At 71.6% G+C, this 24,230-nt stretch carries 24 protein-coding genes; 17 read left to right on the forward strand and 7 right to left on the reverse strand.

Annotated elements, in window-relative coordinates:
* Positions 1-97 precede the first annotated feature (97 nt).
* From leuC to ACH45E_RS32305, 4 genes are all read left to right on the forward strand, one after another.
* Positions 98-1,528, forward strand: coding sequence for a 3-isopropylmalate dehydratase large subunit (leuC, locus tag ACH45E_RS32290; RefSeq protein WP_361447312.1), 1,431 nt, complete (start codon positions 98-100; stop codon positions 1,526-1,528).
* A gap of 6 nt (positions 1,529-1,534) precedes the next feature.
* Complete coding sequence (gene leuD / locus ACH45E_RS32295; RefSeq protein ID WP_361447310.1) at positions 1,535-2,128, forward strand: 3-isopropylmalate dehydratase small subunit; 594 nt, start codon at positions 1,535-1,537, stop codon at positions 2,126-2,128.
* Between the two features lie 278 nt (positions 2,129-2,406).
* Positions 2,407-2,637, forward strand: coding sequence for a hypothetical protein (locus ACH45E_RS32300; protein ID WP_361447308.1), 231 nt, complete (start codon positions 2,407-2,409; stop codon positions 2,635-2,637).
* A 138-nt stretch (positions 2,638-2,775) separates the two neighbouring features.
* A complete protein-coding gene (locus tag ACH45E_RS32305) occupies positions 2,776-3,426 on the forward strand; it encodes an HU family DNA-binding protein (protein ID WP_361447306.1) in 651 nt (216 codons plus the stop codon).
* Positions 3,427-3,547: 121 nt separating this feature from the next.
* On the opposite strand, the gene ACH45E_RS32310 is transcribed toward ACH45E_RS32305, so the two are convergent.
* Complete coding sequence (locus tag ACH45E_RS32310) at positions 3,548-3,772, reverse strand: hypothetical protein (protein ID WP_361447304.1); 225 nt, start codon at positions 3,770-3,772, stop codon at positions 3,548-3,550.
* A 9-nt stretch (positions 3,773-3,781) separates the two neighbouring features.
* Positions 3,782-4,420, reverse strand: a complete 639-nt coding sequence (cofC, locus tag ACH45E_RS32315; RefSeq protein WP_361447302.1) for a 2-phospho-L-lactate guanylyltransferase — start codon at positions 4,418-4,420, stop codon at positions 3,782-3,784.
* Between the two features lie 164 nt (positions 4,421-4,584).
* On the opposite strand from cofC, the gene ACH45E_RS32320 reads away from it, so the two are divergent.
* The 3 genes from ACH45E_RS32320 to ACH45E_RS32330 all read left to right on the forward strand — a co-directional run bounded on the left by ACH45E_RS32320 (position 4,585) and on the right by ACH45E_RS32330 (position 7,618).
* A complete protein-coding gene (locus ACH45E_RS32320; protein WP_361447300.1) occupies positions 4,585-5,373 on the forward strand; it encodes a lysophospholipid acyltransferase family protein in 789 nt (262 codons plus the stop codon).
* Positions 5,370-6,380: an NAD(P)H-dependent glycerol-3-phosphate dehydrogenase gene (locus ACH45E_RS32325; protein ID WP_361447298.1), complete on the forward strand. Its 1,011-nt coding sequence runs from the start codon at positions 5,370-5,372 to the stop codon at positions 6,378-6,380. Before ACH45E_RS32320 ends, ACH45E_RS32325 begins: the two co-directional genes overlap by 4 nt.
* Before the next feature lie 80 nt (positions 6,381-6,460).
* The gene (locus tag ACH45E_RS32330) at positions 6,461-7,618 is read left to right on the forward strand and encodes a D-alanine--D-alanine ligase family protein (protein WP_361447296.1); all 1,158 of its coding nucleotides are present in this window, start codon (positions 6,461-6,463) and stop codon (positions 7,616-7,618) included.
* 21 nt (positions 7,619-7,639) lie between these two features.
* Here the strand turns inward: ACH45E_RS32330 and ACH45E_RS32335 are convergent, their stop codons facing one another.
* Complete coding sequence (locus ACH45E_RS32335) at positions 7,640-8,155, reverse strand: DUF3515 domain-containing protein (RefSeq protein ID WP_361447294.1); 516 nt, start codon at positions 8,153-8,155, stop codon at positions 7,640-7,642.
* A gap of 20 nt (positions 8,156-8,175) precedes the next feature.
* Positions 8,176-8,409 carry an Lrp/AsnC family transcriptional regulator gene (locus tag ACH45E_RS32340; RefSeq protein WP_003997603.1) on the reverse strand — a complete coding sequence of 78 codons (234 nt, stop codon included), beginning with the start codon at positions 8,407-8,409 and terminating at the stop codon, positions 8,176-8,178.
* A 195-nt stretch (positions 8,410-8,604) separates the two neighbouring features.
* Between ACH45E_RS32340 and ACH45E_RS32345 the strand changes: the two genes are divergently transcribed.
* Positions 8,605-9,570 (forward strand): thiamine-phosphate kinase, encoded by a 966-nt coding sequence (locus tag ACH45E_RS32345; RefSeq protein ID WP_361447292.1) that lies wholly within the window; start codon positions 8,605-8,607, stop codon positions 9,568-9,570.
* The gene (thiD, locus tag ACH45E_RS32350; protein WP_361447290.1) at positions 9,567-10,352 is read left to right on the forward strand and encodes a bifunctional hydroxymethylpyrimidine kinase/phosphomethylpyrimidine kinase; all 786 of its coding nucleotides are present in this window, start codon (positions 9,567-9,569) and stop codon (positions 10,350-10,352) included. Before ACH45E_RS32345 ends, thiD begins: the two co-directional genes overlap by 4 nt.
* Positions 10,353-10,480: 128 nt before the next feature.
* Here thiD and rpmB read toward each other — a convergent pair whose 3' ends face one another.
* On the reverse strand, positions 10,481-10,666 hold the full coding sequence (rpmB, locus tag ACH45E_RS32355) for a 50S ribosomal protein L28 (protein ID WP_003993230.1): 186 nt from the start codon (positions 10,664-10,666) through the stop codon (positions 10,481-10,483).
* A 258-nt stretch (positions 10,667-10,924) separates the two neighbouring features.
* On the opposite strand from rpmB, the gene ACH45E_RS32360 reads away from it, so the two are divergent.
* On the forward strand, positions 10,925-12,592 hold the full coding sequence (locus tag ACH45E_RS32360; RefSeq protein WP_361447288.1) for a DAK2 domain-containing protein: 1,668 nt from the start codon (positions 10,925-10,927) through the stop codon (positions 12,590-12,592).
* A 190-nt stretch (positions 12,593-12,782) separates the two neighbouring features.
* Here ACH45E_RS32360 and ACH45E_RS32365 read toward each other — a convergent pair whose 3' ends face one another.
* Together ACH45E_RS32365 and ACH45E_RS32370 are read right to left on the reverse strand one after the other, a co-directional pair.
* Positions 12,783-15,716: a tetratricopeptide repeat protein gene (locus tag ACH45E_RS32365; protein ID WP_361447286.1), complete on the reverse strand. Its 2,934-nt coding sequence runs from the start codon at positions 15,714-15,716 to the stop codon at positions 12,783-12,785.
* A complete protein-coding gene (locus ACH45E_RS32370; RefSeq protein WP_361447284.1) occupies positions 15,713-17,551 on the reverse strand; it encodes an HSP90 family protein in 1,839 nt (612 codons plus the stop codon). Before ACH45E_RS32370 ends, ACH45E_RS32365 begins: the two co-directional genes overlap by 4 nt.
* 174 nt (positions 17,552-17,725) lie before the next feature.
* On the opposite strand from ACH45E_RS32370, the gene recG reads away from it, so the two are divergent.
* The 7 genes from recG (at position 17,726) to rnc (ending at position 24,192) form a co-directional block, all read left to right on the forward strand.
* Entirely contained in the window at positions 17,726-19,945 is a 2,220-nt protein-coding gene (gene recG / locus ACH45E_RS32375; protein ID WP_361447282.1) for an ATP-dependent DNA helicase RecG, read from the forward strand.
* A 158-nt stretch (positions 19,946-20,103) separates the two neighbouring features.
* The gene (gene rsmD / locus ACH45E_RS32380; protein ID WP_361447280.1) at positions 20,104-20,691 is read left to right on the forward strand and encodes a 16S rRNA (guanine(966)-N(2))-methyltransferase RsmD; all 588 of its coding nucleotides are present in this window, start codon (positions 20,104-20,106) and stop codon (positions 20,689-20,691) included.
* Positions 20,692-20,717: 26 nt separating this feature from the next.
* Positions 20,718-21,197: a pantetheine-phosphate adenylyltransferase gene (gene coaD / locus ACH45E_RS32385; protein ID WP_361447344.1), complete on the forward strand. Its 480-nt coding sequence runs from the start codon at positions 20,718-20,720 to the stop codon at positions 21,195-21,197.
* 98 nt (positions 21,198-21,295) lie between these two features.
* Entirely contained in the window at positions 21,296-22,393 is a 1,098-nt protein-coding gene (locus ACH45E_RS32390) for an ATP synthase F0 subunit B (RefSeq protein ID WP_361447278.1), read from the forward strand.
* A gap of 134 nt (positions 22,394-22,527) precedes the next feature.
* The gene (locus tag ACH45E_RS32395; protein WP_361447276.1) at positions 22,528-23,178 is read left to right on the forward strand and encodes a DUF177 domain-containing protein; all 651 of its coding nucleotides are present in this window, start codon (positions 22,528-22,530) and stop codon (positions 23,176-23,178) included.
* Between the two features lie 2 nt (positions 23,179-23,180).
* Positions 23,181-23,354, forward strand: coding sequence for a 50S ribosomal protein L32 (gene rpmF, locus ACH45E_RS32400; protein ID WP_003951102.1), 174 nt, complete (start codon positions 23,181-23,183; stop codon positions 23,352-23,354).
* A gap of 19 nt (positions 23,355-23,373) precedes the next feature.
* Positions 23,374-24,192 (forward strand): ribonuclease III, encoded by an 819-nt coding sequence (rnc, locus tag ACH45E_RS32405; protein ID WP_361447274.1) that lies wholly within the window; start codon positions 23,374-23,376, stop codon positions 24,190-24,192.
* The last annotated feature ends 38 nt before the right edge of the window (positions 24,193-24,230 follow it).

Raw genomic sequence — 24,230 nt, forward strand, 5'->3', positions numbered from 1 at the left:
CGGCGGCGGACGCCCGTATCTGGGGCGCGGGACACACGGCTGCCTCCTCAAGATCTCTAGTTGGGCCGGCGCACCTTTGCCGGCCGGAGGGAAAGCGATGGGTAGGACACTCGCGGAGAAGGTCTGGGACGACCACGTCGTCCGGCGCGCCGAGGGCGAGCCCGACCTCCTCTTCATCGATCTGCACCTGCTGCACGAGGTGACCAGCCCGCAGGCCTTCGACGGGCTCAGGCAGAACGGCCGCCCGGTGCGCCGCCTCGACCTCACCATCGCGACCGAGGACCACAACACCCCGACCCTCGACATCGACAAGCCCATCGCGGACCCGGTCTCCCGCGCCCAGCTGGAGACGCTGCGCAAGAACTGCGCCGACTTCGGCGTCCGGCTGCACCCGCTGGGCGACGTCGAGCAGGGCGTCGTGCACGTCGTCGGCCCGCAGCTGGGTCTGACCCAGCCCGGCACCACGGTCGTCTGCGGTGACTCGCACACCTCCACGCACGGCGCCTTCGGCGCGCTGGCGTTCGGCATCGGCACCTCCCAGGTCGAGCACGTGCTCGCCACCCAGACGCTGCCGCTGGCCCGCCCCAAGACCATGGCGATCACGGTCGAAGGCGAGCTGCCCGAGGGCGTCACGGCCAAGGACCTGATCCTGGCGATCATCGCCAGGATCGGTACGGGCGGCGGCCAGGGCTACATCCTGGAGTACCGCGGCTCCGCCATCGAGAAGCTCTCGATGGAGGCCCGGATGACCATCTGCAACATGTCGATCGAGGCCGGCGCCCGCGCGGGCATGATCGCCCCGGACGAGACCACCTTCGAGTACCTCAAGGGCCGCCCGCACGCCCCCGAGGGCGAGGACTGGGACGCGGCCGTCGCGTACTGGAAGACGCTGCGGACCGACGAGGACGCCGAGTTCGACGCCGAGGTCGTCATCGACGCCGGTGCACTGTCGCCGTTCGTCACCTGGGGCACCAACCCCGGCCAGGGCGCGCCGCTTTCGGCGTCGGTCCCCGACCCTGCTTCGTACGAAGACGCTTCGGAGCGCTTCGCCGCTGAAAAGGCCCTGGAATACATGGGGTTGGAGGCCGGCCAGCCGCTGCGCTCCATCAAGGTGGACACCGTCTTCGTAGGCTCCTGCACCAACGGCCGTATCGAGGACCTGCGTGCCGCCGCCGAGATCGTGAAGGACCGCAAAGTCGCCGACGGCGTACGGATGCTGGTCGTTCCCGGCTCCGCGCGGGTCGGTCTGCAGGCCGTCTCCGAGGGCCTGGACGTGGTCTTCAAGGAGGCCGGCGCCGAGTGGCGGCACGCGGGCTGCTCGATGTGTCTGGGCATGAACCCCGACCAGCTGGCCCCGGGCGAGCGCTCCGCCTCCACCTCCAACCGCAACTTCGAGGGCAGGCAGGGCAAGGGCGGCCGTACGCACCTGGTGTCGCCGCAGGTCGCGGCCGCCACGGCGGTCCTGGGCCACCTGGCCTCCCCGGCCGACCTGTCCGACGCCGCAACCCGTACGCCCGCTGGAGTCTGATCAGTCATGGAAGCATTCACCACGCACACCGGCCGGGCCGTCCCGCTGCGCCGCAGCAACGTCGACACCGACCAGATCATCCCTGCTCACTGGCTCAAGAAGGTGACCCGGGACGGGTTCGAGGACGGGCTGTTCGAGGCCTGGCGCAAGGACCCGGAGTTCGTGCTCAACCGCCCCGAGCGGCAGGGTGCGACCGTCCTGGTGGCCGGCCCCGACTTCGGCACCGGCTCCTCCCGTGAGCACGCCGTCTGGGCGCTCCAGAACTACGGCTTCAAGACGGTGATCTCCTCCCGCTTCGCCGACATCTTCCGCGGCAACTCGCTGAAGAACGGCCTGCTCACGGTGGTCCTGGACCAGAAGATCGTGGACGCGCTGTGGCAGCTGACCGAGCAGGACCCCACTGCTGAGGTCACTGTGGACCTTGAGGCGCGTGAGGTGCGCGCCGAGGGCATCACCGCCTCCTTCGAGCTGGACGAGAACTCCCGCTGGCGGCTGCTGAACGGACTGGACGACATCTCCATCACGCTCCAGAACGAGGCCGACATCGCCGAGTACGAGGCCAAGCGCCCGTCGTACAAGCCGCGGACGCTTCAGGTCTGAACCAACCGCAACGACCGAACCAACTGAAGAGGTCGACTTTCGGCCACCGCGACACCCCGGCTGTACCCCCGATCACCACGATTGGGGGTACAGCCGTTTCTGCACCCGAACGGCCCCGCGCCGCTCCGACCCCGCAGTCAACTTCCCACGTTAAGAAGGTGGTTGCCGGGGTAGGCGTGATATGGGACGGAGGTCTCCGGGCGAGCCAGGAAGCCCTCCCTGGGCGGCAGTTGCACCCTGGGCAGGCGACAACTCGCCCCAGATGGCACAATCTGTGCATGGAACACGACGGCCAACTCGAGCTCTATGCGGCGGTCGCGGACCGACTCAAGGAAGCGCACTCAAGGGTGCGCGCACTGCAAGTCCCGGAGGGCGTACGGATGGCGCTGACCCGGAAGCTGCTGGTCATTACGGCCGCGGCCAAGCACGATCTCGCCGACGCGGCAAGGCGGCTCGATCGGTTCACCGCGGACCTCGACGCGGGGCATATCCCGGAAGAGGACCGCTGAACAAGATCAGAACTCGCCGAGTCCGTTGCGGCACAAGGGTGATTAGCCCGTTTCGTGTTTGATTTGCGGTATATATCTGCCTAACGTGCGAAAAAGCTAGAACAGTTTCGTTCTGGCGATGTCTCCGAAGGGGAAGACGTGAACAAGGCGCAGCTCGTAGAAGCGATTGCCGACAAGATGGGTGGCCGCCAGCAGGCCGCCGAGGCTGTCGACGCGGTCCTGGACGCCATCGTTCGAGCGGTGGTCGGCGGAGACCGGGTCTCGGTCACCGGCTTCGGGTCCTTCGAGAAGGTGGACCGCCCCGCCCGCTACGCCCGCAACCCCCAGACGGGCGAGCGGGTTCGTGTCAAGAAGACCTCTGTGCCGCGCTTCCGTGCCGGTCAGGGCTTCAAGGACCTGGTGAGCGGCTCGAAGAAGCTGCCGCGCGGCGGCGAGGTGTCCGTCAAGAAGGCGCCGAAGGGCAGCCTGACCGGCGGTGCCGCCGCGACGGTCAAGAAGGCCGCCGCCAAGAAGACCACGGCCAAGAAGGCCGCGGCGACGGCGAAGAAGACCACGGCGAGGAAGACGACGGCCGCCGCGAAGAAGACCACGGCCGCCGCCAAGAAGACCACGGCGAAGAAGGCGACCGCCAAGACCACCGCGGCCGCCAAGAAGACGACGGGTACCAAGGCCGCCGCCAAGAAGACCACGGCCAAGAGCGCACCGGCGAAGAAGGCCACGGCCAAGAAGGCCCCGGCCAAGAAGTCGGCCGCGCGCAAGACCACCGCCAAGAAGGCCACCGCCCGCTGAGGCGCAAGGGCAAAGGGCACTCACACGCCGGGCCGGACTCCCCTCGGGAGCCCGGCCCGCGGCGTTTTCCAGGGCGTTCAGAAGGTCTCAGGGCGCTCAGGGGATCTTCCGGAGCGTTCTTTCAGAAGGTCTGCAGCGTCACCAGGGTGATCCGCAGGTCCGCTCCCGCGCGCTCCGGCGAGTTCGCCACCGGCTCCGTCTCGATCCGCACCCGCTGCCCGGGCCGCAGCAGCCGCAGCCCGCCCGCGTCGAACGCCGGCGCCTCGAAGGCCACCGGGGTGCCGTCGTCGAGCAGCACCTGCCCGCTGCGGGTCTCGGGGTCGTACGTGTACGCGGTCGCCTGCATACCGGCAGCCTACTGCCCCGGAATCAGCAGCCGCGCGGTCGCCGCCGCCGTGCGCGGGCCCACCCCGAGGGCCAGGGCCGCCCGCAGGTCCTCGCCGGTGTCCACGTCCTGGCGTACCGAATCCACCGCGTCCAGCAGGATTTCCGCGGCGCCGGACGCGCGGTGCCGGACGCGGGAACCGGGGCCGAAAGCCGGAAGCAATTCCCGGCCGGCGGCCGCGGCCAGCAGGGTGGTGCCGACCTCGGCCGCGTCGGGGAGAAAAGCGCGCGGGAATTCCGCCGCCGCCGACAGGACCCGGGACAATTCCAGCGGCCGCAGCGCCGGCAGATCGGCGTTCACGGCCGCGAGCGGGCTTTCCGGACGCGATGCCCGTACGACGGCGGCGGCGTGCGTCAGAGCGTCGTTCAGGCCGCTGCCCGGCTCGTCGGGGACGATACGGGCGCCCAGCGCGGCCAGCTCACGGCCGGCCAGGGCGTCGTTGGTGACGACCGACACATCCGCCACCGCGGGGCAGGCGAGCGCGGCGGCCACCGTGTCCTGGGCGAACGCGAGGGCCAGCCCCGGGCGCAGCCCGTCGGCGGCGGTGTCCGCCAGCCTGCTCTTGGCCCGCTCCAGGGGCTTGAGGGGTATGACCAAGGTCCACTGCACCGACGTACCGTCCCTTACTCGTTGCGCCCATTGTCCCCCGGGGCTTCCGGCACGCCGGGCGGCGGGGCGTACGGTGTCCTCGACAGACCGGCGGCCTGGGGCGACACTTGTGCGGCTCCCCGGCCCAGGTGGCAGCTCTACAGGCCCTAGAGGAAGGTGTCCGCGTGTCCCGCCGCAGAATCGGCTTCTGGTACCGCTTCGCCGCGGTGATCTGCAAACCGCCCCTGGTGGCTCTGATCAAGCGGGACTGGCGCGGAATGGAGCACATTCCGGCCGAGGGCGGATTTATCACCGCGGTGAACCACAATTCCCATGTGGACCCCTTCGCGTACGCGCACTATCAGTACAACACCGGAAGGGTTCCGCGATTCCTGGCGAAGAGCGGCCTTTTCAAGCAGGGATTCGTCGGCACCATGATGCGCGGCACCGGTCAGATCCCCGTCTACCGCGAGTCCACCGACGCGCTCAGCGCCTTCCGGGCCGCGATCGACGCCGTGGAGCGCGGTGAGTGCGTCGCCTTCTACCCCGAGGGCACCCTCACCCGCGACCCGAACGGCTGGCCCATGACCGGCAAGACCGGCGCCGCGCGCGTGGCGCTGCGGACCAAGTGCCCGGTCATTCCGGTCGCCCAGTGGGGCTGCAACGAACTCCTTCCGCCGTACGCCAAGAAGCCCCAGCTTCTCCCGCGCAAGACCCACCGCGTGCTGGCCGGCCCGCCGGTGGACCTGACGCGCTTCTACGACAAGGAGATGACCGCGGACCTCCTGAAGGAGGCCACCGAGGTCATCATGGCGGCCATCACCCGCCAGCTGGAGGAGATCCGCGGCGAGAAGGCCCCCGAGGCGCCGTACGACCCGCGCCGCGAGCGGATCGAGCAGCGGCGCAGGACGCGGGCGCAGAGCGGACAGGAAGAGCGGGCGCAGAGCGGACAGGAAGAGGAGAGCGCCAAGTGAGCCAGCCAGTTCGGGCCGCCGTCATGGGCACCGGGTCGTGGGGCACCGCCTTCGGCATGGTCCTCGCCGACGCGGGGTGCGAGGTGACTCTGTGGGCGCGTCGCCCCGAACTCGCCGAAGCGGTCAACTCCACCTGCATCAACCCCGACTACCTGCCCGGCGTGGAGCTCCCGGAGAACCTGCGTGCCACCGCGGACGCCGCCGCGGCCGTGCGGCACGCCGACTTCACCGTGCTGGCGATCCCCTCCCAGACCCTGCGCGACAACCTCGCCGAGTGGGCCCCGCTGCTCGCCCCCCGCACCGTCCTCGTCTCCCTCATGAAGGGCGTCGAACTCGGTTCCGCCATGCGGATGAGTGAGGTCATCGAGGACGTCGCCAAGGTCGGCCGAGAGCGCGTCGCCGTGGTCACCGGGCCCAACCTGGCCCGCGAGATCGCCGCCCGCATGCCCGCCGCGGCCGTGGTCGCCTGCACCGACGAGACGGTCGCGCAGCGGCTCCAGACCGCCTGCCACACGCCGTACTTCCGCCCGTACACCAACACCGACGTGGTGGGCTGTGAACTCGGCGGCGCGGTCAAGAACGTCATCGGCCTGGCGGTCGGCATCGCCGACGGGATGGGCCTCGGGGACAACGCCAAGGGCTCGCTCATCACGCGCGGGCTCGCCGAGACCACCCGGCTCGGCGCGGCCCTGGGCGCCGACCCGCTGACCTTCTCCGGCCTCGCCGGACTGGGCGACCTGGTGGCCACCTGCTCCTCGCCGCTGTCCCGCAACCACACCTTCGGCACCAACCTCGGCAAGGGCATGACCCTTCAGGAGACCATCGCGGTCACCAAGCAGACCGCGGAGGGCGTCAAGTCCTGCGAGTCCGTGCTGGATCTGGCCCGCCGGCACGGCGTCGACATGCCGCTCACCGAGACGGTCGTCGGCATCGTGCACGAGGGCAAGCCTCCGGTGGTCGCCCTGAAGGAGCTGATGTCGCGCAGCGCGAAGCCCGAACGACGCTGAGCGACGCCGGGTGACGCCGCGCCTCTCCCGGCCCGCCGACGCTGTCTCGGGGCCCTACCACCGGGTACTCTCAACGCGATATGAGCACCGAGAACCTCCCCCAGAGCCCTGAGCAGCCGTCCCGCAAGCCGCGCGTGGCCGTCGTGTTCGGCGGGCGCAGCTCCGAACACGGGATCTCCGTGGTCACCGCCGGCGCCGTCCTCAAGGCCATCGACCGGACGAAGTACGACGTCCTGCCGATCGGCATCACCCGGGACGGCCGTTGGGCGCTCACCGCCGACGAGCCCGAGCGCATGGCCATCTCCGACCGGCGCACGCCCAGCGTCGACGAGCTCGCGGAATCCAGCGAGGGTGGCGTGGTGCTCCCCGTCGACCCCGCCAACCGGGAGGTCGTCTACAGCGAGCCCGGCTCGGTGCCCAAGGCCCTCGGCGAGGTCGACGTGGTCTTCCCGGTGCTGCACGGCCCGTACGGCGAGGACGGCACCCTCCAGGGCCTCCTGGAGCTCTCCGGCGTCCCGTACGTGGGTGCGGGTGTGCTCGCCTCGGCCGTCGGCCAGGACAAGGAGTACATGAAGCGGGTGTTCACCTCCTTCGGGCTCAAGGTGGGCCCGTACGTGGTGATCCGGCCCCGCGAGTGGCAGCAGGACGAGCCGGCGGCCCGCAAGAAGATCGTCGACTTCGCCGGCGAGCACGGCTGGCCGCTGTTCGTGAAGCCCGCGCGCGCGGGTTCGTCGATCGGCATCACCAAGGTCGACGACCTGGCCGGGCTCGACGAGGCGATCGCCGAGGCCCAGCGGCACGACCCGAAGATCCTCGTGGAGGCCGCGCTGCGGGGCCGCGAGATCGAGTGCGGGGTCCTGGAGTTCGAGGACGGGCCGCGCGCCTCCGTGCCCGCGGAGATCCCGCCGCCGGACGCGCACGCGTACTACGACTTCGAGGCGAAGTACATCGACTCCACGCCCGGCATCGTGCCCGCCCCGCTCACCGAGGAGGAGACCGCCGAGGTGCGGCGCCTCGCGGTGGACGCCTTCGAGGCGGCCTCCTGCGAGGGCCTGGTCCGCGCGGACTTCTTCCTCACCGAGGACGGCGAGTTCGTGATCAACGAGATCAACACGATGCCAGGCTTCACGCCCATCTCGATGTACCCGCAGATGTGGCAGGCGACCGGCATCTCCTACCCCGAGCTGGTGGACCGGCTGGTGCAGGCGGCGCTGCGGCGGTCGACCGGACTGCGGTAGCCGCCAAAGACGGCCGCGCGGTCAGACGGTGGAGGCGATCCCGGTGGGGATCGCCTTCTTGATGGCGGCGGCCAGATCGACGAGGACCTTGGCACTGTCCTGCTGGGCCACCGACTTCGGCAGGGCCACCTGCACATACGCCTCGCGCTTGGCGGTGGTGAACCGGTACGTCCCGTCGTCCTGCTTCTCCATCAGCCAGTCGACGCCGTCGACCCCGCCGCCGATCGCGTCCGGGTCGGTGCCCTTGGCCACCTTGGGGTCGATCATCTTGGGCGGCCTTCCGACACCGCAGCGCAGTATGATCGCCGGGCTTCCCCAGCCCGCCGTGAGGGCGGACCGGGGATCGGGGTCGTTGCGGCTCCGGCCGTCCACCTTCTGAGGCAGCACCCGGTGCAGGTTCCGGCACACCTTCGCGGTCTTCGCGTCGGGGCTGGGTACCGCCACTTCGGCGCTGTCGTCGCCTGAGGAGCAGCCCGCGACGGCGATCAGCAGGGCGAGCGCGGGCAGGCCGGTGAGCCGGTGACGGAAGATGTTCACCGGCCAAGGGTAGACGGGGGCTACAGATGCACGACCGGGCAGGTCAGGGTGCGGGTGATGCCGTCCACCTGCTGGACCTTCGCGACCACCATGCGGCCGAGATCGTCCACGGTGTCGGCCTGGGCGCGCACGATGACGTCGTACGGGCCCGTCACGTCCTCTGCCTGGATGACTCCAGGGATCTTGCTGATCGTCTCGGCGACGGTCGACGCCTTGCCGACCTCCGTCTGGATCAGGATGTACGCCTGTACCACGGAACCTCCAGGGCGGCCACGAGGATCATGTGGGGAAAAGGAACGCCACGGTATCGCGTCGCCGGTCGCCACGGGGAGACCTGCGCGGCCCGCGAAGCCACGCGCCCATTTTGTTCGGGGCCCCAGGGAGGCCAGGATGGCGCGCGAGCGGGTACGACCAGGCGTACGGCCAGGCACAGAAGGGGCTGAAGGGCAATGAAGGGCACTGTGGGTGAGCTGGGCGAGTTCGGGCTCATCCGGGAGCTCACCTCCCGGCTCACCACCACCCCGGCGGTACGGGTCGGCCCCGGCGACGACGCCGCGGTGGTCGCCGCGCCCGACCGCAGGGTGGTGGCGAGCACCGACATCCTCCTCGAGGGGCGGCACTTCCGCCGCGACTGGTCCACGGCGTACGACGTGGGCCGCAAGGCGGCCGCGCAGAACCTCGCGGACATCGCCGCCATGGGCGCCGTACCGACCGCGCTGCTGCTCGGCCTGGTCGTGCCCGCCGAACTCCCGGTCACCTGGCCGAGCGAGCTGATGGACGGGCTGCGCGACGAATGCCAGGTCGCGGGCGCCTCCGTGGTCGGCGGTGACGTGGTGCGCGGCGACACGATCATGGTGTCGATCACGGCGCTCGGCGATCTGCGCAACCAGGAGCCGGTGACCCGGGGCGGCGCCCAGCCCGGCGACCTCGTCGCGGTGACCGGTTGGCTGGGCTGGTCCGCGGCCGGATACGCGGTGCTCGCCCGCGGTTTCCGCTCGCCGCGCGCCTTCGTGGAGGCCCACCGGCGCCCCGAGCCGCCGTACCACGCGGGCCCGGCCGCCGCCGGGCTCGGCGCCACCGCCATGTGCGATGTGAGCGACGGCCTGATCGCCGACCTCGGGCACATCGCGGAGGCCAGCAAGGTCCGTATCGACATCCGCTCCGGTGCCATCGACATCCCCACCCAGATGAACGACATCGGGCAGGCCGTCGGCGTCGACCCGCTGCAGTGGGTGCTGAGCGGGGGAGAGGACCACGCGATCGTGGCGACCTTCCCGCCGGACGTGAAGCTGCCGGCCCGCTGGAAGGTGATCGGCGAGGTCCTCAACCCCTCGGCGCTGCCCCAGGTCACGGTCGACGGGGCGCCGTGGACCAGCAAGGGCGGCTGGGACCACTTCGGGGACATCGAGTCATGATCCCCAGGGTCCTGACCGTGGCGGGCTCGGACTCGGGCGGAGGCGCGGGCATCCAGGCCGACCTGAAGGCGATGCTCGCGCTAGGGGTGCACGGGATGAGCGTGATCACCGCGGTGACCGCGCAGAACTCCGTGGGTGTCCAGGGAGCTTGGGAGCTGCCGGTGGAGGCGGTACGGGCCCAGTACCGCAGCGTGGTCGACGACATCGGCGTCGAGGCCGTGAAGACCGGGATGCTGGCCTCGGCGGAACTGGTCGAGGCGGTCGCGGACTTGATCTCCGGGACGGACGCGCCTGCCGTGGTGGACCCGGTGGGGGTGTCCAAGCACGGGGATCCGCTGCTGGCGGCCTCCGCGCTGGACTCCGTACGGAAGCGGCTGCTGCCCGTGGCGACCGTGGCCACGCCCAACCTGGACGAGGTGGCACAACTCACGGGGGTGCGGGTCGAGTCCGAAGGTGATCTCCGCCGGGCCGCGGCGGCCGTGCTGGAGTACGGGCCGCGGTGGGTGCTGATCAAGGGCGGGCATCTGTCCGGAGATGCCGTGGATCTTCTCACCGACGGCTCCGCGGAGCACTGGCTGCGGGCCCCGCGGCACGACAACCGGCACACCCACGGCACGGGCTGCACGCTCGCCTCGGCGATCGCGTCGGGGCTGGCGAAGGGGCTGAGCGTGCCGGAGGCGGCCACGGAGGCGAAGGAGTACGTCACCGGGGCGATCGCGGCCGGGTTCGCGCTGGGGGCGGGGATCGGGCCGGTGGATCACGGCTGGCGCCTGCGGAGCTGATGCACGGGTCCTGCTGTACGGGTTCTGATGTGCGGGTCTTATCTACGGGTACGGCAAAAAGCCGGCCCACCGTGAGGTGGACCGGCTCTGTGCAGCGAACCAGCAGTGGCCGCGCGCTCAGCAGTGCGTCAGCGCGAGACCTTGCCGGCCTTGATGCACGAGGTGCAGGCGTTCACGCGCTTCGGCGTCCCGCCGACCACGGTACGCACACGCTGGATGTTCGGGTTCCAGCGACGGGACGTACGGCGGTGCGAGTGCGAGATGTTGTTGCCGAAGCCCGGCCCCTTGCCGCAGACGTCGCAGTTGGCAGCCACGGGTCACTCCAAAGACTTCAGATGCACTTACGGTTGAACCCGGCATGCCGGGATCGAGATCATAAGACCTTAGATCTTGAGTGGCGCTGCCAGGGGAATGGCCCGATCAGGATCGGGCAACCGGAGCAGCATACAACGACTGCGCCCGTACAACGAAACTACCATGGCAGCTCAGGGGCCCGGCCCGGCCCTCTTCCGGTCGGCACCCGTCCGGGGTCTACGCTGCCTCCCACGTCCAGCCAGCTCAGGGAGGCGCAGGTGGCGCAGGTGCCGCAGACATTCTTCGATGCTCTCGCGGTGCGCACCTGGTGCGGTCTGGCGTTGCGGGCGCTGGGGCGCTCGCGCGAGGAGATCGACGCGATCAACGTGTATCCGGTGGCGGACGGCGACACCGGCACGAACCTGTATCTGACCCTGGAGTCCGCGGTGGCGGCCGTGGAGGCCGTGTTCACCGGGTACGAGGTGAAGAAGCCCGGGGGCGGCCAGGGGCCGTCGTCGGCCGATGCCATGCACGCCATGGCGCACGGAGCGCTCATAGGTGCGCGCGGCAACTCCGGGACGATCCTCGCGCAGCTGCTGCGCGGTATGGCGCAGGTGCTCGCCGCCGACGGTGAGACACCTCACACCGACGGACAGGGGCTGCGGCTCGCCCTGCGGCACGCTGCCGACGCCGCCCGCCACGCGGTGGCCCACCCCGTGGAGGGCACGGTCCTCTCGGTCGCCTCGGCCGCCGCCGACGCCGCCGAAGAGGCCGGGGGCGACTGCGGGAACGTGGCGCGGGCGGCCTACGAGGGAGCGCGCACGGCGCTGGCGGCGACTCCGGGGCAGCTGGCCGTGCTGGAGCGGGCCGGGGTGGTGGACGCTGGTGGGCGCGGGCTGGTGGCGGTCCTCGGAGCGCTGGTGGAGACGTTCACGGGGGAGGCGCCGGGGGCGCCCGCCGTGGGGCTGCCGTACGCGCGCGTGGAGCCCGCCGGGACGGACGTGCGGGGATGCGCCGAAAACGGCGGGCCCGCCTTCGAGGTGATCTACCTGCTGGAGGCCGAGGACGCGGCCGTGGACCGGCTGCGGGAGCGGCTCGACCGGCTCGGGGACTCCCTCGTCGTCGTCGGCGGCGACGGGCTGTGGAACGTGCACGTGCACGTCGACGACGCGGGTGCCGCGGTGGAGGCCGGTGTCGAGGCCGGACGCCCGCACCGGATCCGGATCACCCACTTCGGGCTCGGGGACGTGCACACCGGCGCGGAACCCCCGCCCAGGGAGCGGGCCCAGCGCGCGGTCGTGGCCGTCGTGCCCGGTGAGGGCCTGGCCGGGCTGTACGCCGAGGCCGGCGCGACCACCGTGCTCGCCCGCCCCGGGGAGTCGCCCGCCAGCGGGGAGATCGTCGAGGCCGTGCGCCGCGCCCACGCGCGCGAGGTCGTGCTGCTGCCCAACGACGCCGAGCTGCGCCACACGGCGGCCGCGGCGGCCGAGCAGGTCCGCACGGAGGGTGTCCGGGTCGCCCTCATCCCGACCCGCTCGGCGGTCCAGGGGATCGCCGCGCTGGCGGTGCACGAGCCCGGCCGCCGCTTCGACGAGGACGTCGTCCAGATGACCTCGGCGGCGGGCGCCACCCGGTACGCCGAGGTCGTCGTCGCCGAGCACGAGTTCTGGACCATGGCCGGCATCTGCCAGGCCGGCGACGTGCTGGGGCTCGTCGACGGCGATGTGGCGGTGATCGGCTCGGACGTCACCGCCACCGCCGAGACCGTCCTGGACCGCATGCTCCAGGCCGGCGGCGAACTGGTCACCCTCGTGCTCGGCGACGAGGCCCCACAGACCGTCGCCGAGCACCTCCAGGCACGCGTGCGGGAGCTGTACCTGGCCGTCGACACCGTCGTCTACCGGGGCGGGCGACAGGGGGCACTGCTGCTCATCGGGGTGGAGTGAACCGTCGGACGGTCACTGCGGCAGCACGCCCAGCGACTGTTCCGCCTCCGACCGCCGGGCCCGCACGGTGTCGTCCGCGCCGCCCACCCCGTCGTACGCCGCCGGCACGCGCACACGCGGCGGCTCGCACCGGGCGGCCCGGGTGCGCCTGCGGCTCGGCGCCGGTACGGCTGTGGTCGCCGCCGGACGGTCAGTGCGGCAGCACGTCCAGCAGTTGTTCGGCCTCCGTCCGCCGGGCCCGCACGGTGTCGTCCGCGTCGTCGGCGCCGTCGTACGCCGCCAGCACCGCACGCGCGCGTGCCGTCGCGTCCGCCGGGCGGCTCAGGTCCGCCTCCAGCCAGCCCGCGGCCAGTTCCGCGCCGGTACGGCTGTGCAGGGCCTCCTCACCGAGCGAGGCGAACACCGCGACCGCCCGCGTCATCTGGGCCAGCGCGTCCTCGAACGCGGCTTGCACCGCGGTGTCCTCAGTGTCCTCGGGGCCTTGGGGCACCGAGCGGGTCAGCAGGTCGCCGTACTGCCGGTGGGTGTGACCGAGTTCGGCGGTGAGCCGCTCCACGGCCTCCGCTTCGTCGGCCGACTCCAGCGCCTGCGCGCACTCCCGGACCGCGCCCCCCATCAGCTCCCGCGCCCCGTCGAGCCCGGCCTCGGTGCGCAGCGCCAGCCACGCGCGGGCGCGCAGGCTGCGGACGAGGCCGTGGACGTTGCCCAGGGAGCGCCACAGCTCGCCCGCGCGCGCGTAGGCCTGGTCGGCGTCGGCGGGCAGCCCGGCCTGACCGAGGGACTCGCCGGCGAGGTGGGCGAGGGTGGCGTGGTCCTGCTGCTCGGGCCAGTGCCGGGCGATCCCGGCGGCCTCCAGCCGGTGCCCGGCGGCCTCCCGGTGCTCGCCCAGCTCGCTCAGGCAGTCCCCGAGCCACCACCGCGTCTGCACGAGCGCGCCGTCGCCGTGCGTCTCGGCGGTCAGATCGGCAAGCGCCGACTCCAGCACCTCGGCGGCCTCCGCGCACCGCCCCTGCCGCAGCAGGAAGCCGCCCAGCTGGTGCCGTGCCCAGGCGCCGAGCGTGGCACTCTCACCCGCCTCGTCGGCCCAGTGCGCCGCCTCCAGGGCGTGCTCCGCCGCCTCCCGTACGTCGTCCCGGCCGCCGACGACCTCCGCGAGCTGAAGGTGCAGCTGGGCCCGCCCGACGGCCTCCACGTGGGGTCCGCCGTGCGCCAGGGCCGCCCGCAGCGCCCGCTCGGCCTCCGCCATGTCGCCCTGCGCGTGCGCGAAGGCGGCCACCCGGACCTCGTACTCGACCGCGAACCACGGCAGGCCCGCCTCCACGAACTGCCTGGTGGCCCGCCGGAAGAGGTTCGCGGCCGTCTCGACGTCCCCGGAGTGCTCCGCAAGCTCCGCGAGCATCGCCCGCGCCTCGGCCGCCCGGGACGCCAGCCGCACGTCGCCCCCGACATGCCCGTCCACCAGCGCCAGCAGCTCCCGTACCGCCCGCCCGACGGCCTCACCGGCGCCCTGCGGGTCCTCGTGCAGCCGGCGCATCAGGATCCGCGCCCGGCTCATCAGCACCGCCGCCGCCTGCCGCACACCGGTGGTGTCCTCGGCGTAGAGGGCGAGGACCTGGTCGTACGGCTCGGCGACCGCCGCGAGCGCCTCGTCGACCTGGCCCGACAGGGCACGTGCGTAGGCGGCACGCGCGCGTGCGGCCAGTGCCTCCCCGGCGTCGCCCGCTTCCGCGTACAGCCCGGCGGCCCGCTCGAACAGCTCGACGCCCTCGGGGCCCCGGCCCATCGCCTCGTGATCGACGATCTCCGCGCGGTCCCGTGCCGCCAGTTCGACGCCGTCGGCGGCCCGGGCGACCGCCGCCCACGCCTCCAGGGCGTGCGGCTGGAGGGAGTCCGACAGCCGCCGGGCCTCGGCCAGCAGCGCGGGCAGGCCGGGCTCGTCCGGGCCCGCGGCCGCGACCGGGGGCACCGGCGCGACCGGGCGGACCCCACCGGTCATGGCCGCCGGCGCGGCCGACGTCCGCACCCCGAGCGGCAGCCGCTCCACCAGCGGGCGCTGAGCCATGCGCTCGCGGGTCCGGTCACCGACGTACGAGGTGCCGTTGCGCAGATCGAACCGCCCGGCCAGATCGAGGGCCTCCGCGCGCGTGTGGGCGGCGAGTTCCCGCGCGGTCCACACCTGCCCGGCCGGTCCCGGGACCCGCTCCTCGCCGAGCCCCAGCTCGGTCACGCGGTCCATGAGCAGCGCCACCACGGCCATGAAGTCCAGGCGGCTGCGCGGATGCCCGGTGTCGGTGAAGTAGGCCGGCCGCTCGGCGAGCAGCTCCAGGCCGCGTGCCTCGTTGCCGGTGAGCGCGCAGAACTCCACGTGGTCCGCGTACGCGCCGCGCATGCTCTCCATCGGCCGCACCAGCCGGAAACCGCGCAGGTGGTGGGCGCGGGCCTCGTCCACGTGGCCCAGCCTGAGCAGTGGCGTGAGGGAGGAGGCGAGGACGCTGTGCGGCTCGTGGGCGCAGCTGTACTCGCCCTCCAGGACCGGCCGCCACAGTTCGAGCGCCTCGGTGTCCCGGCCGCGCTTGATCTGCCAGGTGCCCTGCCCGTGCAGCTCGCAGGCATGGCAGTCGGCCATCCGGTCCCGGTCGGCGGCCAGCCAGGCCGTGTACGCCCGTTCGGCGCGGTCCAGGTCCCCGGTGTGCGCGGCGACGCTGAACTCGGCGCTGCGCACGGCCCGTTCGGAGTGCCCGGCCAGCCGGTAGCGGTGCTCCATCTCGCCGAGCCACTTCTCGATGGAGGCGAGCGGCACGTGCGGCTGGTCGAGCATGCCGGCCGACACCCACTTGAAGACCCAGTGCAGGGAGTGCGTCTCGTACTCGTCGAAGTCCTCGGGCCGTTCGTCCCAGATGCGCAGCAGCCGCGCGAACGGGACGAACATCTTGTCCTTCTCGGAGCTGTAGTTGTAGACCTTCAGCTGGTGTCCGAGCGCCTCGATCACCGCGAGCGGGATGTTCAGCTTCTCCGCCTCGGCGAGCAGCTGCTCCGCGCGCGCGTTGCGGGCCGGGCCCTCCGGTTGCTCGGAGTTCTCCGCCATCGCCCGGCGCAGCGCGTCGAAGTCCGTGATCCCGGTCATCGGTGACCGTCCTCCCCGTGTGTGGCCCACTCCAGGAGGCCGATGAACGCGCGGTTGAGCAGCGCGGAGTCCGCGGGCCTGAGCGGCCGCTGCGCCATCAGCAGCGCCTGCCCGTACAGCGACTCGGTCGCGGTGCCGATCAGCTCGGGATCCTTCAGGGAAGCGATCCGCCGGATCAGCGGGTTGAGGTGGTTGAGCACCAGACGCGCGCGCGGGGCGCTGCCGCGCAGCGAGCCGAGGATGCCCGCCCACAGGTCGTCGGCCTCGGCCTCCGCCTCCGCGCGGGCCTGCTCGTGCCGGGCGGCACGGTCGTCCAGGTGCAGCGCGGGCACCGAGAGGGGGTGGAAGGCGCGCAGGGCGACATCGCACCCCAGCGGGTCGAGTTTCGCCCGTGCCGCGGCCAGGAAGCCGGACAGGGCCAGCTCCTCCGCCGGGTCGACCGCGTCCAGGTGGGCGGTCACGGTGTCCGCGTCCAGCTCGGCGACGACCGTCCCGGGGCGCACCGACGGCAGTGCCTCGATGAGTTCGCTGTCGTAGGTGTAACCGCCGTTGACGACGCCGACGCCCTGCGCGGAGGCGATCGGCGCGACCTGCCGGTACTCCTCGACCGTGCGCGTGAAGTGCACCACGGGGTGGCGCTGCGCGAACTCCTCCAGGGACAGCTGCCCGTCGGTGGTCTCGAACGGCAGCCACGGCAGCATCGTGCGCAGCATGTCCTTGTCGTGCCGGGCGAGGGACTTCACCCCCAGGTGGTGCACCGACAGGAAGGCCGCCAGCCGTTCCGGATCGCCCGCCGCCAGGGCGGTCAGCCAGGACCGAATCCTTTCGCCGAGCGCTTCCCGTACGGCGGCCAGCGTCTCGTCCTCGTACAGCGACTCGCGCGAGGCCGTGGGCCTGAGGCTGTCGGTGTCCAGGACGCAGCGCACGAAGAACGCCCAGTCCGGCAGCAGCTGTTCGGCCCGCTCGGTCAGCAGCATGCCCTTCAGGTGCACCCGGTGGGTCGCGCGCTGGGCGGGGCTGACCGCGGACGGCAGCACGTACGCCACCCCGCGGATCCCGGCCAGCGGCACGTCCAGCTCGATCGAGTCCAGCGGGGTGAACCCGAACGTCTCGTGGCAGTGCCGGGCCAGGGCCACCCGGCGGGTGGCGGGGGAGGGGTAGGGGCGGTCCCAGGGCGCGGGCAGATCGGTGACCGCCTCGTCGCCCACCCGGACGTCGTAGGGCAGCAGCGAGCCGAAGTCCCGTGCCAGCGTCAGGACGCGCTCGGGCGAGAGCCACTCCCCGGCGCCGGCCCGTGCGATCAGCTGCACGGTGGTGCCCGGCTCGGGCCTGGCCTCGTCGGGCAGCGTGCGCACGGTGTAGGAGCCGTCGTCGCTCGCCGTCCACTCCACGGGCGGGGCGTCGGGCGTACGGGCGCTGCGGCTGACCACCCGGATGCGCTCGGCGACCACGAAGCAGGCCAGCAGGCCGATGCCGAACTGGCCGAGGAAGTCGGAGCGGGCCTCCTGCAACCCCTCGGCGCGCTTGGAGCTGCGGCCGATGGTCGCCAGCAGGCTGTGCACGTCCGACTCGGTGAGCCCGACGCCGGTGTCCTCCACCCGCAGGGCGGCGCCCGAGCGGGAGTCCGTGTACAGCCGCACCCGCGCCGGGGCGTCGGGCTGCTCGGCGCGCCGGGCGGTGATGGCGTCCACCGCGTTCTGGAGCAGCTCGCGCAGGTAGACCTTGGGGCTGGAGTAGAGGTGATGGGAGAGCAGGTCCACCAAACCACGCAGGTCGACCTGGAACGTATGAGGTGACTGTGATGCCTGGGATGACTGTGGGGTCTGGGAGTCCATCGTCGCAGCGCCGCCGGTGGGGGGACTTCGCGACGGCGCGGGGGTCGGGCGGTCCCTTGGTTGGGGAGGTGACCGCGGGGGGATGGCCGGAACGCGCCATCCTAGAGTGCGAACAGCCTGCCTGACCAGGACTTTCCCGAGACGTATACAGCGATGTCAGTGGTGTGGTGTGCAATGGATCTCGTGCCCGCACTGGAAGAACCACTGAAACAGCCGCTGAAGTCAGTGCTCGGCCCCGCCACCGCGAAGGTGATGGCCGAGCATCTCGGCCTGCACACCGTCGGCGACCTGCTGCACCACTACCCGCGCAGATACGAGGAGCGGGGCCAGCTCACCCATCTCGCCGACCTCCCCATGGACGAGCACGTCACGGTGGTCGCCCAGGTGGCCGACGCCCGCCTGCACAGCTTCGCCTCCGCCAAGGCCCCACGCGGCAAGGGCCAGCGCCTGGAGGTGACGATCACCGACGGCAGCGGCCGGCTCCAGCTCGTCTTCTTCGGCGCCGGCGTTCACAAGCCCCACAAGGAGTTGCTGCCGGGCACGCGCGCGATGTTCGCGGGCAAGGTGTCCGTGTTCAACCGGCGGCTCCAACTGGCCCATCCGGCATACGAGTTGCTGAAGGGGGACGGCGAGGAGACGGTCGAGACCTGGGCCGGGGCCCTCATCCCCCTGTACCCGGCCACCGCCAAACTGGAGTCCTGGAAGATCGGCAAGGCGATCCAGACGGTGCTTCCCGCCGCGCAGGACGCCCTCGACCCGCTCCCCGACTCGCTCCGCGAGGGCCGCGGCCTGACCTCCCTCCCGGAGGCCCTGCTCAAGATCCACCGCCCGCACACCAAGGCCGACATCGCCGACGCCCGCGCCCGCCTCAAGTGGGACGAGGCCTTCGTCCTCCAGGTCGCCCTGGCCCGCCGCCGGCACGCCGACGCCCAGCTCCCGGCGGTCGCCCGCAAGCCGCTCCCCGACGGCCTGCTGACCGCCTTCGACGACCGGCTGCCCTTCACCCTCACCGAGGGCCAGCAGAAGGTCTCCCGGGACATCTTCGGCGACCTCGCCACCGAACACCCGATGCACCGGCTGCTCCAGGGCGAGGTCGGCTCCGGCAAGACCCTGGTCGCCCTGCGCGCCATGCTCGTCGTCGTCGACGCCGGCGGCCAGGCCGCCATGCTCGCGCCCACCGAGGTCCTCGCCCAGCAGCACCACCGGTCGGTCACCGAGATGATGGGCGAGCTCGCCGAGGGGGGCATGCTGGGCGGCGCCGAGCACGCCACCAAGGTGGTGCTGCTCACCGGCTCGATGGGGGCCGCCGCCCGCCGCCAGGCGCTGCTCGACCTCGCCACCGCGGAGGCCGGGATCGTCATCGGCACGCACGCGCTGATCGAGGACAAGGTGCAGTTCCACGACCTCGGACTGGTCGTGGTCGACGAACAGCACCGCTTCGGCGTCGAACAGCGCGACGCCCTGCGCGGCAAGGGAAAGCAGCCGCCGCACCTGCTCGTCATGACCGCCACGCCGATCCCGCGCACGGTCGCCATGACCGTCTTCGGCGACCTCGAGACCTCCGTCCTCGACCAGCTCCCGGCCGGCCGCTCGCCGATCGCCAGCCATGTCGTCCCGGCCGCCGACAAGCCGCACTTCCTGGCGCGCGCGTGGGAGCGGGTGCGTGAGGAGGTGGGCAATGGCCATCAGGCGTACGTGGTCTGCCCGCGCATCGGGGACGAGGAGGACGACCCCAAGAAGGCCGGGAAGAACAGGTCCCCGGAGGACGAGGCCGAGAAGCGGCCCCCGCTCGCGGTCCTCGATGTGGCCGAGCAACTGGCGAAGGGCCCCCTGAAGGGCCTGAGGGTCGAGGTCCTGCACGGCAGGATGCATCCCGACGACAAGGACGCGGTGATGCGCCGTTTCGCCGCCGGGGAGGCCGACGTCCTCGTCGCCACGACCGTCATCGAGGTCGGCGTCAACGTCCCGAACGCCACCGCCATGGTGATCATGGACGCCGACCGGTTCGGCGTGTCCCAACTCCACCAGCTGCGCGGCCGCGTGGGCCGTGGCTCGGCGCCCGGCCTGTGCCTGCTGGTCACCGAGATGCCCGAGGCGAGCGCCGCCCGCCAGCGGCTGAACGCCGTGGCGTCGACGCTGGACGGCTTCGAACTCTCCCGCCTCGACCTGGAACAGCGTCGCGAGGGCGACGTCCTGGGCCAGGCCCAGTCGGGCGCCCGCACGTCCCTGCGCGTGCTGGCCGTCATCGACGACGAGGAGATCATCGCGGAGGCGAGGGAGGAGGCGGCAGCCGTCGTGGCGGCAGACCCGGAGCTGACCGACCTCCCTGCCCTGCGCACGGCCTTGGACGCCCTCTTGGATGAGGAGAGAGAGCAGTACTTGGAGAAAGGGTGAGCCGGAGCGCCCCATAGGGGCGCGGGGCTGTATCGACATGCGGCTCCGCCGCGTGGGCGAACACCACGCACCCGCAGCGGCCGACGACGAGCAGGCACCCACCCCATCCCGCCTGCCAGACTGGATCCACAAGGCCGCTCACGAAGAAGGACCCCCACATGACCCGCGTGATCGCCGGCGCAGCCGGCGGACGCCGCCTGGCCGTCCCGCCAGGGAACGGCACCCGCCCCACATCGGACCGCGCACGCGAGGGCCTCTTCTCCACCTGGCAGTCCCTGCTCGGCGGACCTCTGGACGGGGAACGCGTCCTGGACCTGTACGCCGGCTCCGGCGCCGTCGGCCTGGAGGCCCTCTCCCGCGGCGCGGGCCACACCCTCCTCGTCGAGTCCGACGCGCGGGCGGCCCGCACGGTACGGGAGAACGTGCGGAACCTCGGCCTGCCCGGCGCCGAGGTCCGGGCGGGCAAAGCCGAACAGATCATCCGGTCGGCGGCCCCTGCGGAGCCGTACGGCCTCGTCTTCCTCGACCCGCCGTACGCCGTCACCGACGACGATCTTCGCGAGATCCTGCTCACACTCCGTACGCAGGGGTGGCTCGCGGCGGAAGCCCTCGTCACCGTGGAGCGCAGCACCAGAGGCGGCGAATTCCGGTGGCCGGACGGCTTCGAGGCGATCCGGGCCCGTCGCTACGGCGAGGGAACGTTTTGGTACGGTCGCGCCGCCTCTACGTGCGAAGACGCACGATGACCGGACCGGAGAGCGAGGGATCACTAGTGCGCCGCGCCGTCTGTCCCGGGTCGTTCGACCCGATCACCAACGGACACCTCGACATCATCTCCCGTGCCTCGCGCCTCTACGACGAGGTCTACGTCGCGGTGATGATCAACAAGGCCAAGAAGGGCCTGTTCGAGATCGACGAGCGGATCGACCTGATCCGCCGGGTCACCGCCGAGTACGGGAACGTGATCGTCGAGGCCTTCCACGGTCTCCTCGTCGACTACTGCAAGCAGCGCGACATCCCCGCCATCGTCAAGGGCCTGCGCGCCGTCAGCGACTTCGACTACGAGCTGCAGATGGCCCAGATGAACAACGGCCTGTCCGGCGTCGAGACCCTCTTCGTGCCGACCAACCCCACCTACAGCTTCCTCTCCTCCTCCCTCGTCAAGGAGGTCGCGACCTGGGGCGGGGACGTCTCCCACCTGGTACCGCCGGAGGTCCTGGAAGCCCTCCGCGAGCGCCTCAGGAAGGACTGACGGGCTGACAACCCGTCACCCGGTGTCGGACCGCCGGCCGGGGGCCGTACAGTCGTCCCGTCCGTCTCCAACACAGCTGTAGAGAGTGGCGAGCAAAGGTGGACGTCCAGAAGAAGCTCGACGAGATCGTCACCGCGGTCTCCGGCGCCCGGTCCATGCCCATGTCGGCCTCCTGCGTGGTCAACCGCGCCGAGCTGCTCGCGCTGCTCGAAGAGGTGCGCCAGGCCCTGCCCGGCTCCCTCGCCCAGGCCCAGGAGCTGATCGGCGACCGCGAGCAGATGGTCCAGCAGGCCCACCAGGAGGCCGAGCGGATCATCGAGAGCGCGCACGCCGAGCGCGGCTCGCTGATCTCCGGCACGGAGGTCGCCCGCCGCTCCCAGACCGAGGCGGACCGGATCCTGGCCGAGGCACGCAAGGAGGCCGAGGAGGTCCGCGCCGAGGCCGACGAATACGTCGACTCCAAGCTCGCCAACTTCGAGGTCGTCCTCACCAAGACCCTCGGCTCGGTCGGCCGCGGCCGCGAGAAGCTGCTCGGCACCGGCCCGGGCCTCGACGAGAACGGCTACGAGGACGAGGACGCCCCCGAGCGCAGCCACGACCCCGAGACCCTGCGCCGCGACGCCGACTCCTACGTGGACGTCAAGCTCGGCGCCTTCGAGGCGGTCCTCGCCAAGACCCTGGAGGCCGTCGGCCGCGGCCGCCAGAAGCTGCACGGCCGCATCGCCACGGACGACCTCGGCGCCCTCGCCGACGACTCCACCACCCGGCAGCACTCCAGTGACGCCGACTACCTCGCCGACCTCGCGGCCCTCGCCGAGCAGGACGCCCAGGCCGGACAGCCGGCGCAACAGCAGCCGCAGCAGCCCCAGCAGGCGCCGTACGAGCAGCAGCCGGCCTACGGATACCAGCAGCAGCCCGACCCCTACGGAGGCTTCCCGCAGCAGCACGGCTACGGCCAGCAGGACCCGTACGGCTACCAGCAGGCCGACCCCTATGCGTACCAGGGCGGCCAGGGCGGCTACGACCAGCACACCGGCTACGACCCGAACGCCGGGCAGCACGTTCAGGAGCCTCAGCAGGCCCACCAGCCCCAGCAGTCCCAGCAGGGCTACGAACTCGACGAGACCAGCCTCTTCGACACCAGCATGATCAGCGCCGAGCAGCTGCGGGCGTACGAGCAGGAGCGCGGACTGTAGTGACAGCCCCGATTGGGCTGTCAGCGAAAGGTCCAGTATCCTGGCTCTTCGGTCGCGTGCACGTCCGCGATCAACGCTGCCCCGGCGACACTCTCCGGGCGGTGTCCCTCTGAGCTCGAAGATCGAAAGCAGGAATGGCCTCCAACGCGCACCTCGACCACCGCAACCCCCTCGTGTTCGACACACACGAACTGGGGCGGCGTCCTGGTGCCCTGCAGCGCCTGACCCGCACGATCGACGCCCCCAAGGACTTCGGTGTCCAGGGAGTCATCGGAGTGCCGGAAGGCGCCCCGGTCGAGCTCGAACTCCGGCTCGAGTCGGTCATGGAAGGGGTGCTCGTCACGGGCACCGCCCGTGCCACGGCCGAGGGGGAGTGCGTAAGGTGTCTGGAGCCGGTCGGGCTGGAGCTCGAAGCGGACTTCCAGGAACTGTTCACGTACCCTGACGCCGACGACCGGGGCCGTGTGATCGCGGAACCGGGCGACGACGCCGAGGACGACGAGGACAGGTTCTTCCTCGAGGACGGACTTTTCGACCTCGAACCTCTGCTGCGCGATGCGGTGGTGCTCGCACTGCCGATGCAGCCGGTGTGCCAGGAAGACTGCCCGGGCCTGTGCTCCGAGTGCGGAGCGCGGCTCGCGGACGACCCGGACCACCATCATGACGCCGTCGACATCCGTTGGGCGGCTTTGCAGGGACTCGCCGGTTCCATGAAGGACGGCGAGAAGGACGAGATGAGCGGCGCTGACGCGGAAGCGGGCGTCGACGAGAAGCAGGAGAAGTAGCCGTGGCTGTTCCGAAGCGGAAGATGTCGCGCAGCAACACGCGCCACCGCCGGTCGCAGTGGAAGGCTGCGGTCCCCACCCTGGTTGCGTGCGAGCGCTGCCACGAGCCCAAGCAGCAGCACATCGCGTGCCCGTCTTGCGGCACCTACAACAAGCGCCAGGTCCTCGAGGTCTGAGCGGCTGGTGACAGGTGTGATGTCTGATCCGAAGGAACACACTTCCCGTCAACGCGCGGGTCGTCCGGCGGACAACACGGCCTCGTCCCACACGCTTCTGGAAGGGCGGCTCGGCTACAAGCTCGAGTCCGCCCTTCTGGTGCGCGCGCTGACCCACCGTTCCTACGCGTACGAGAACGGCGGTCTGCCGACGAACGAGCGGCTGGAGTTCCTCGGTGACTCCGTCCTCGGCCTCGTCGTCACGGACACGCTGTACAACACTCACCCCGACCTGCCCGAAGGCCAGCTGGCCAAGCTGCGGGCAGCGGTGGTGAACTCGCGTGCGCTGGCGGAGGTGGGTCGCGGTCTCGACCTGGGTTCCTTCATCCGGCTCGGCCGCGGTGAAGAGGGCACGGGCGGCCGGGACAAGGCGTCCATCCTTGCCGACACCCTGGAAGCGGTGATCGGCGCGGTCTATCTCGACCAGGGCCTCGATTCGGCGTCCGAGCTGGTGCACCGGCTCTTCGACCCGCTGATCGAGAAGTCCTCGAACCTCGGAGCCGGCCTGGACTGGAAGACCAGCCTCCAGGAGCTCACCGCGACGGAGGGACTCGGCGTGCCCGAGTACCTGGTCACGGAGACCGGCCCCGATCACGAGAAGACCTTCACTGCTGCTGCCCGCGTCGGAGGCGTCTCGTACGGCACCGGCACCGGCCGCAGCAAGAAGGAAGCGGAGCAGCAGGCAGCCGAGTCCGCGTGGCGGTCCATCCGGGCCGCGGCGGACGAGCGCGTCAAGGCGGCGGCCGACGCCGTCGACATCGACGCGGGCGCCGACGACGAGGCATCCGCTTCCGCCTGACAAGAGCAGTAAGAAACAGTAAGAGCCGAGCGCCCGCC

It is taken from the genome of Streptomyces sp. NPDC020299 (genome assembly GCF_044387825.1).
GTDB lineage: Bacteria > Actinomycetota > Actinomycetes > Streptomycetales > Streptomycetaceae > Streptomyces.

What these genes read in the sequence shown, in the direction of transcription:
- leuC (WP_361447312.1), top strand. Translation starts at nt 98, where the DNA reads ATGGGTAGGACACTCGCGGAGAAGGTCTGGGACGACCACGTCGTCCGG.
- leuD (WP_361447310.1), top strand. Translation starts at nt 1,535, where the DNA reads ATGGAAGCATTCACCACGCACACCGGCCGGGCCGTCCCGCTGCGCCGC.
- ACH45E_RS32370 (WP_361447284.1), bottom strand. Translation starts at nt 17,551, where the DNA reads ATGGACTCCCAGACCCCACAGTCATCCCAGGCATCACAGTCACCTCAT.
- recG (WP_361447282.1), top strand. Translation starts at nt 17,726, where the DNA reads ATGGATCTCGTGCCCGCACTGGAAGAACCACTGAAACAGCCGCTGAAG.
- ACH45E_RS32365 (WP_361447286.1), bottom strand. Translation starts at nt 15,716, where the DNA reads ATGACCGGGATCACGGACTTCGACGCGCTGCGCCGGGCGATGGCGGAG.
- ACH45E_RS32395 (WP_361447276.1), top strand. Translation starts at nt 22,528, where the DNA reads ATGGCCTCCAACGCGCACCTCGACCACCGCAACCCCCTCGTGTTCGAC.
- ACH45E_RS32330 (WP_361447296.1), top strand. Translation starts at nt 6,461, where the DNA reads ATGAGCACCGAGAACCTCCCCCAGAGCCCTGAGCAGCCGTCCCGCAAG.
- ACH45E_RS32345 (WP_361447292.1), top strand. Translation starts at nt 8,605, where the DNA reads ATGAAGGGCACTGTGGGTGAGCTGGGCGAGTTCGGGCTCATCCGGGAG.
- rnc (WP_361447274.1), top strand. Translation starts at nt 23,374, where the DNA reads ATGTCTGATCCGAAGGAACACACTTCCCGTCAACGCGCGGGTCGTCCG.
- thiD (WP_361447290.1), top strand. Translation starts at nt 9,567, where the DNA reads ATGATCCCCAGGGTCCTGACCGTGGCGGGCTCGGACTCGGGCGGAGGC.
- ACH45E_RS32310 (WP_361447304.1), bottom strand. Translation starts at nt 3,772, where the DNA reads ATGCAGGCGACCGCGTACACGTACGACCCCGAGACCCGCAGCGGGCAG.
- ACH45E_RS32300 (WP_361447308.1), top strand. Translation starts at nt 2,407, where the DNA reads ATGGAACACGACGGCCAACTCGAGCTCTATGCGGCGGTCGCGGACCGA.
- rsmD (WP_361447280.1), top strand. Translation starts at nt 20,104, where the DNA reads ATGACCCGCGTGATCGCCGGCGCAGCCGGCGGACGCCGCCTGGCCGTC.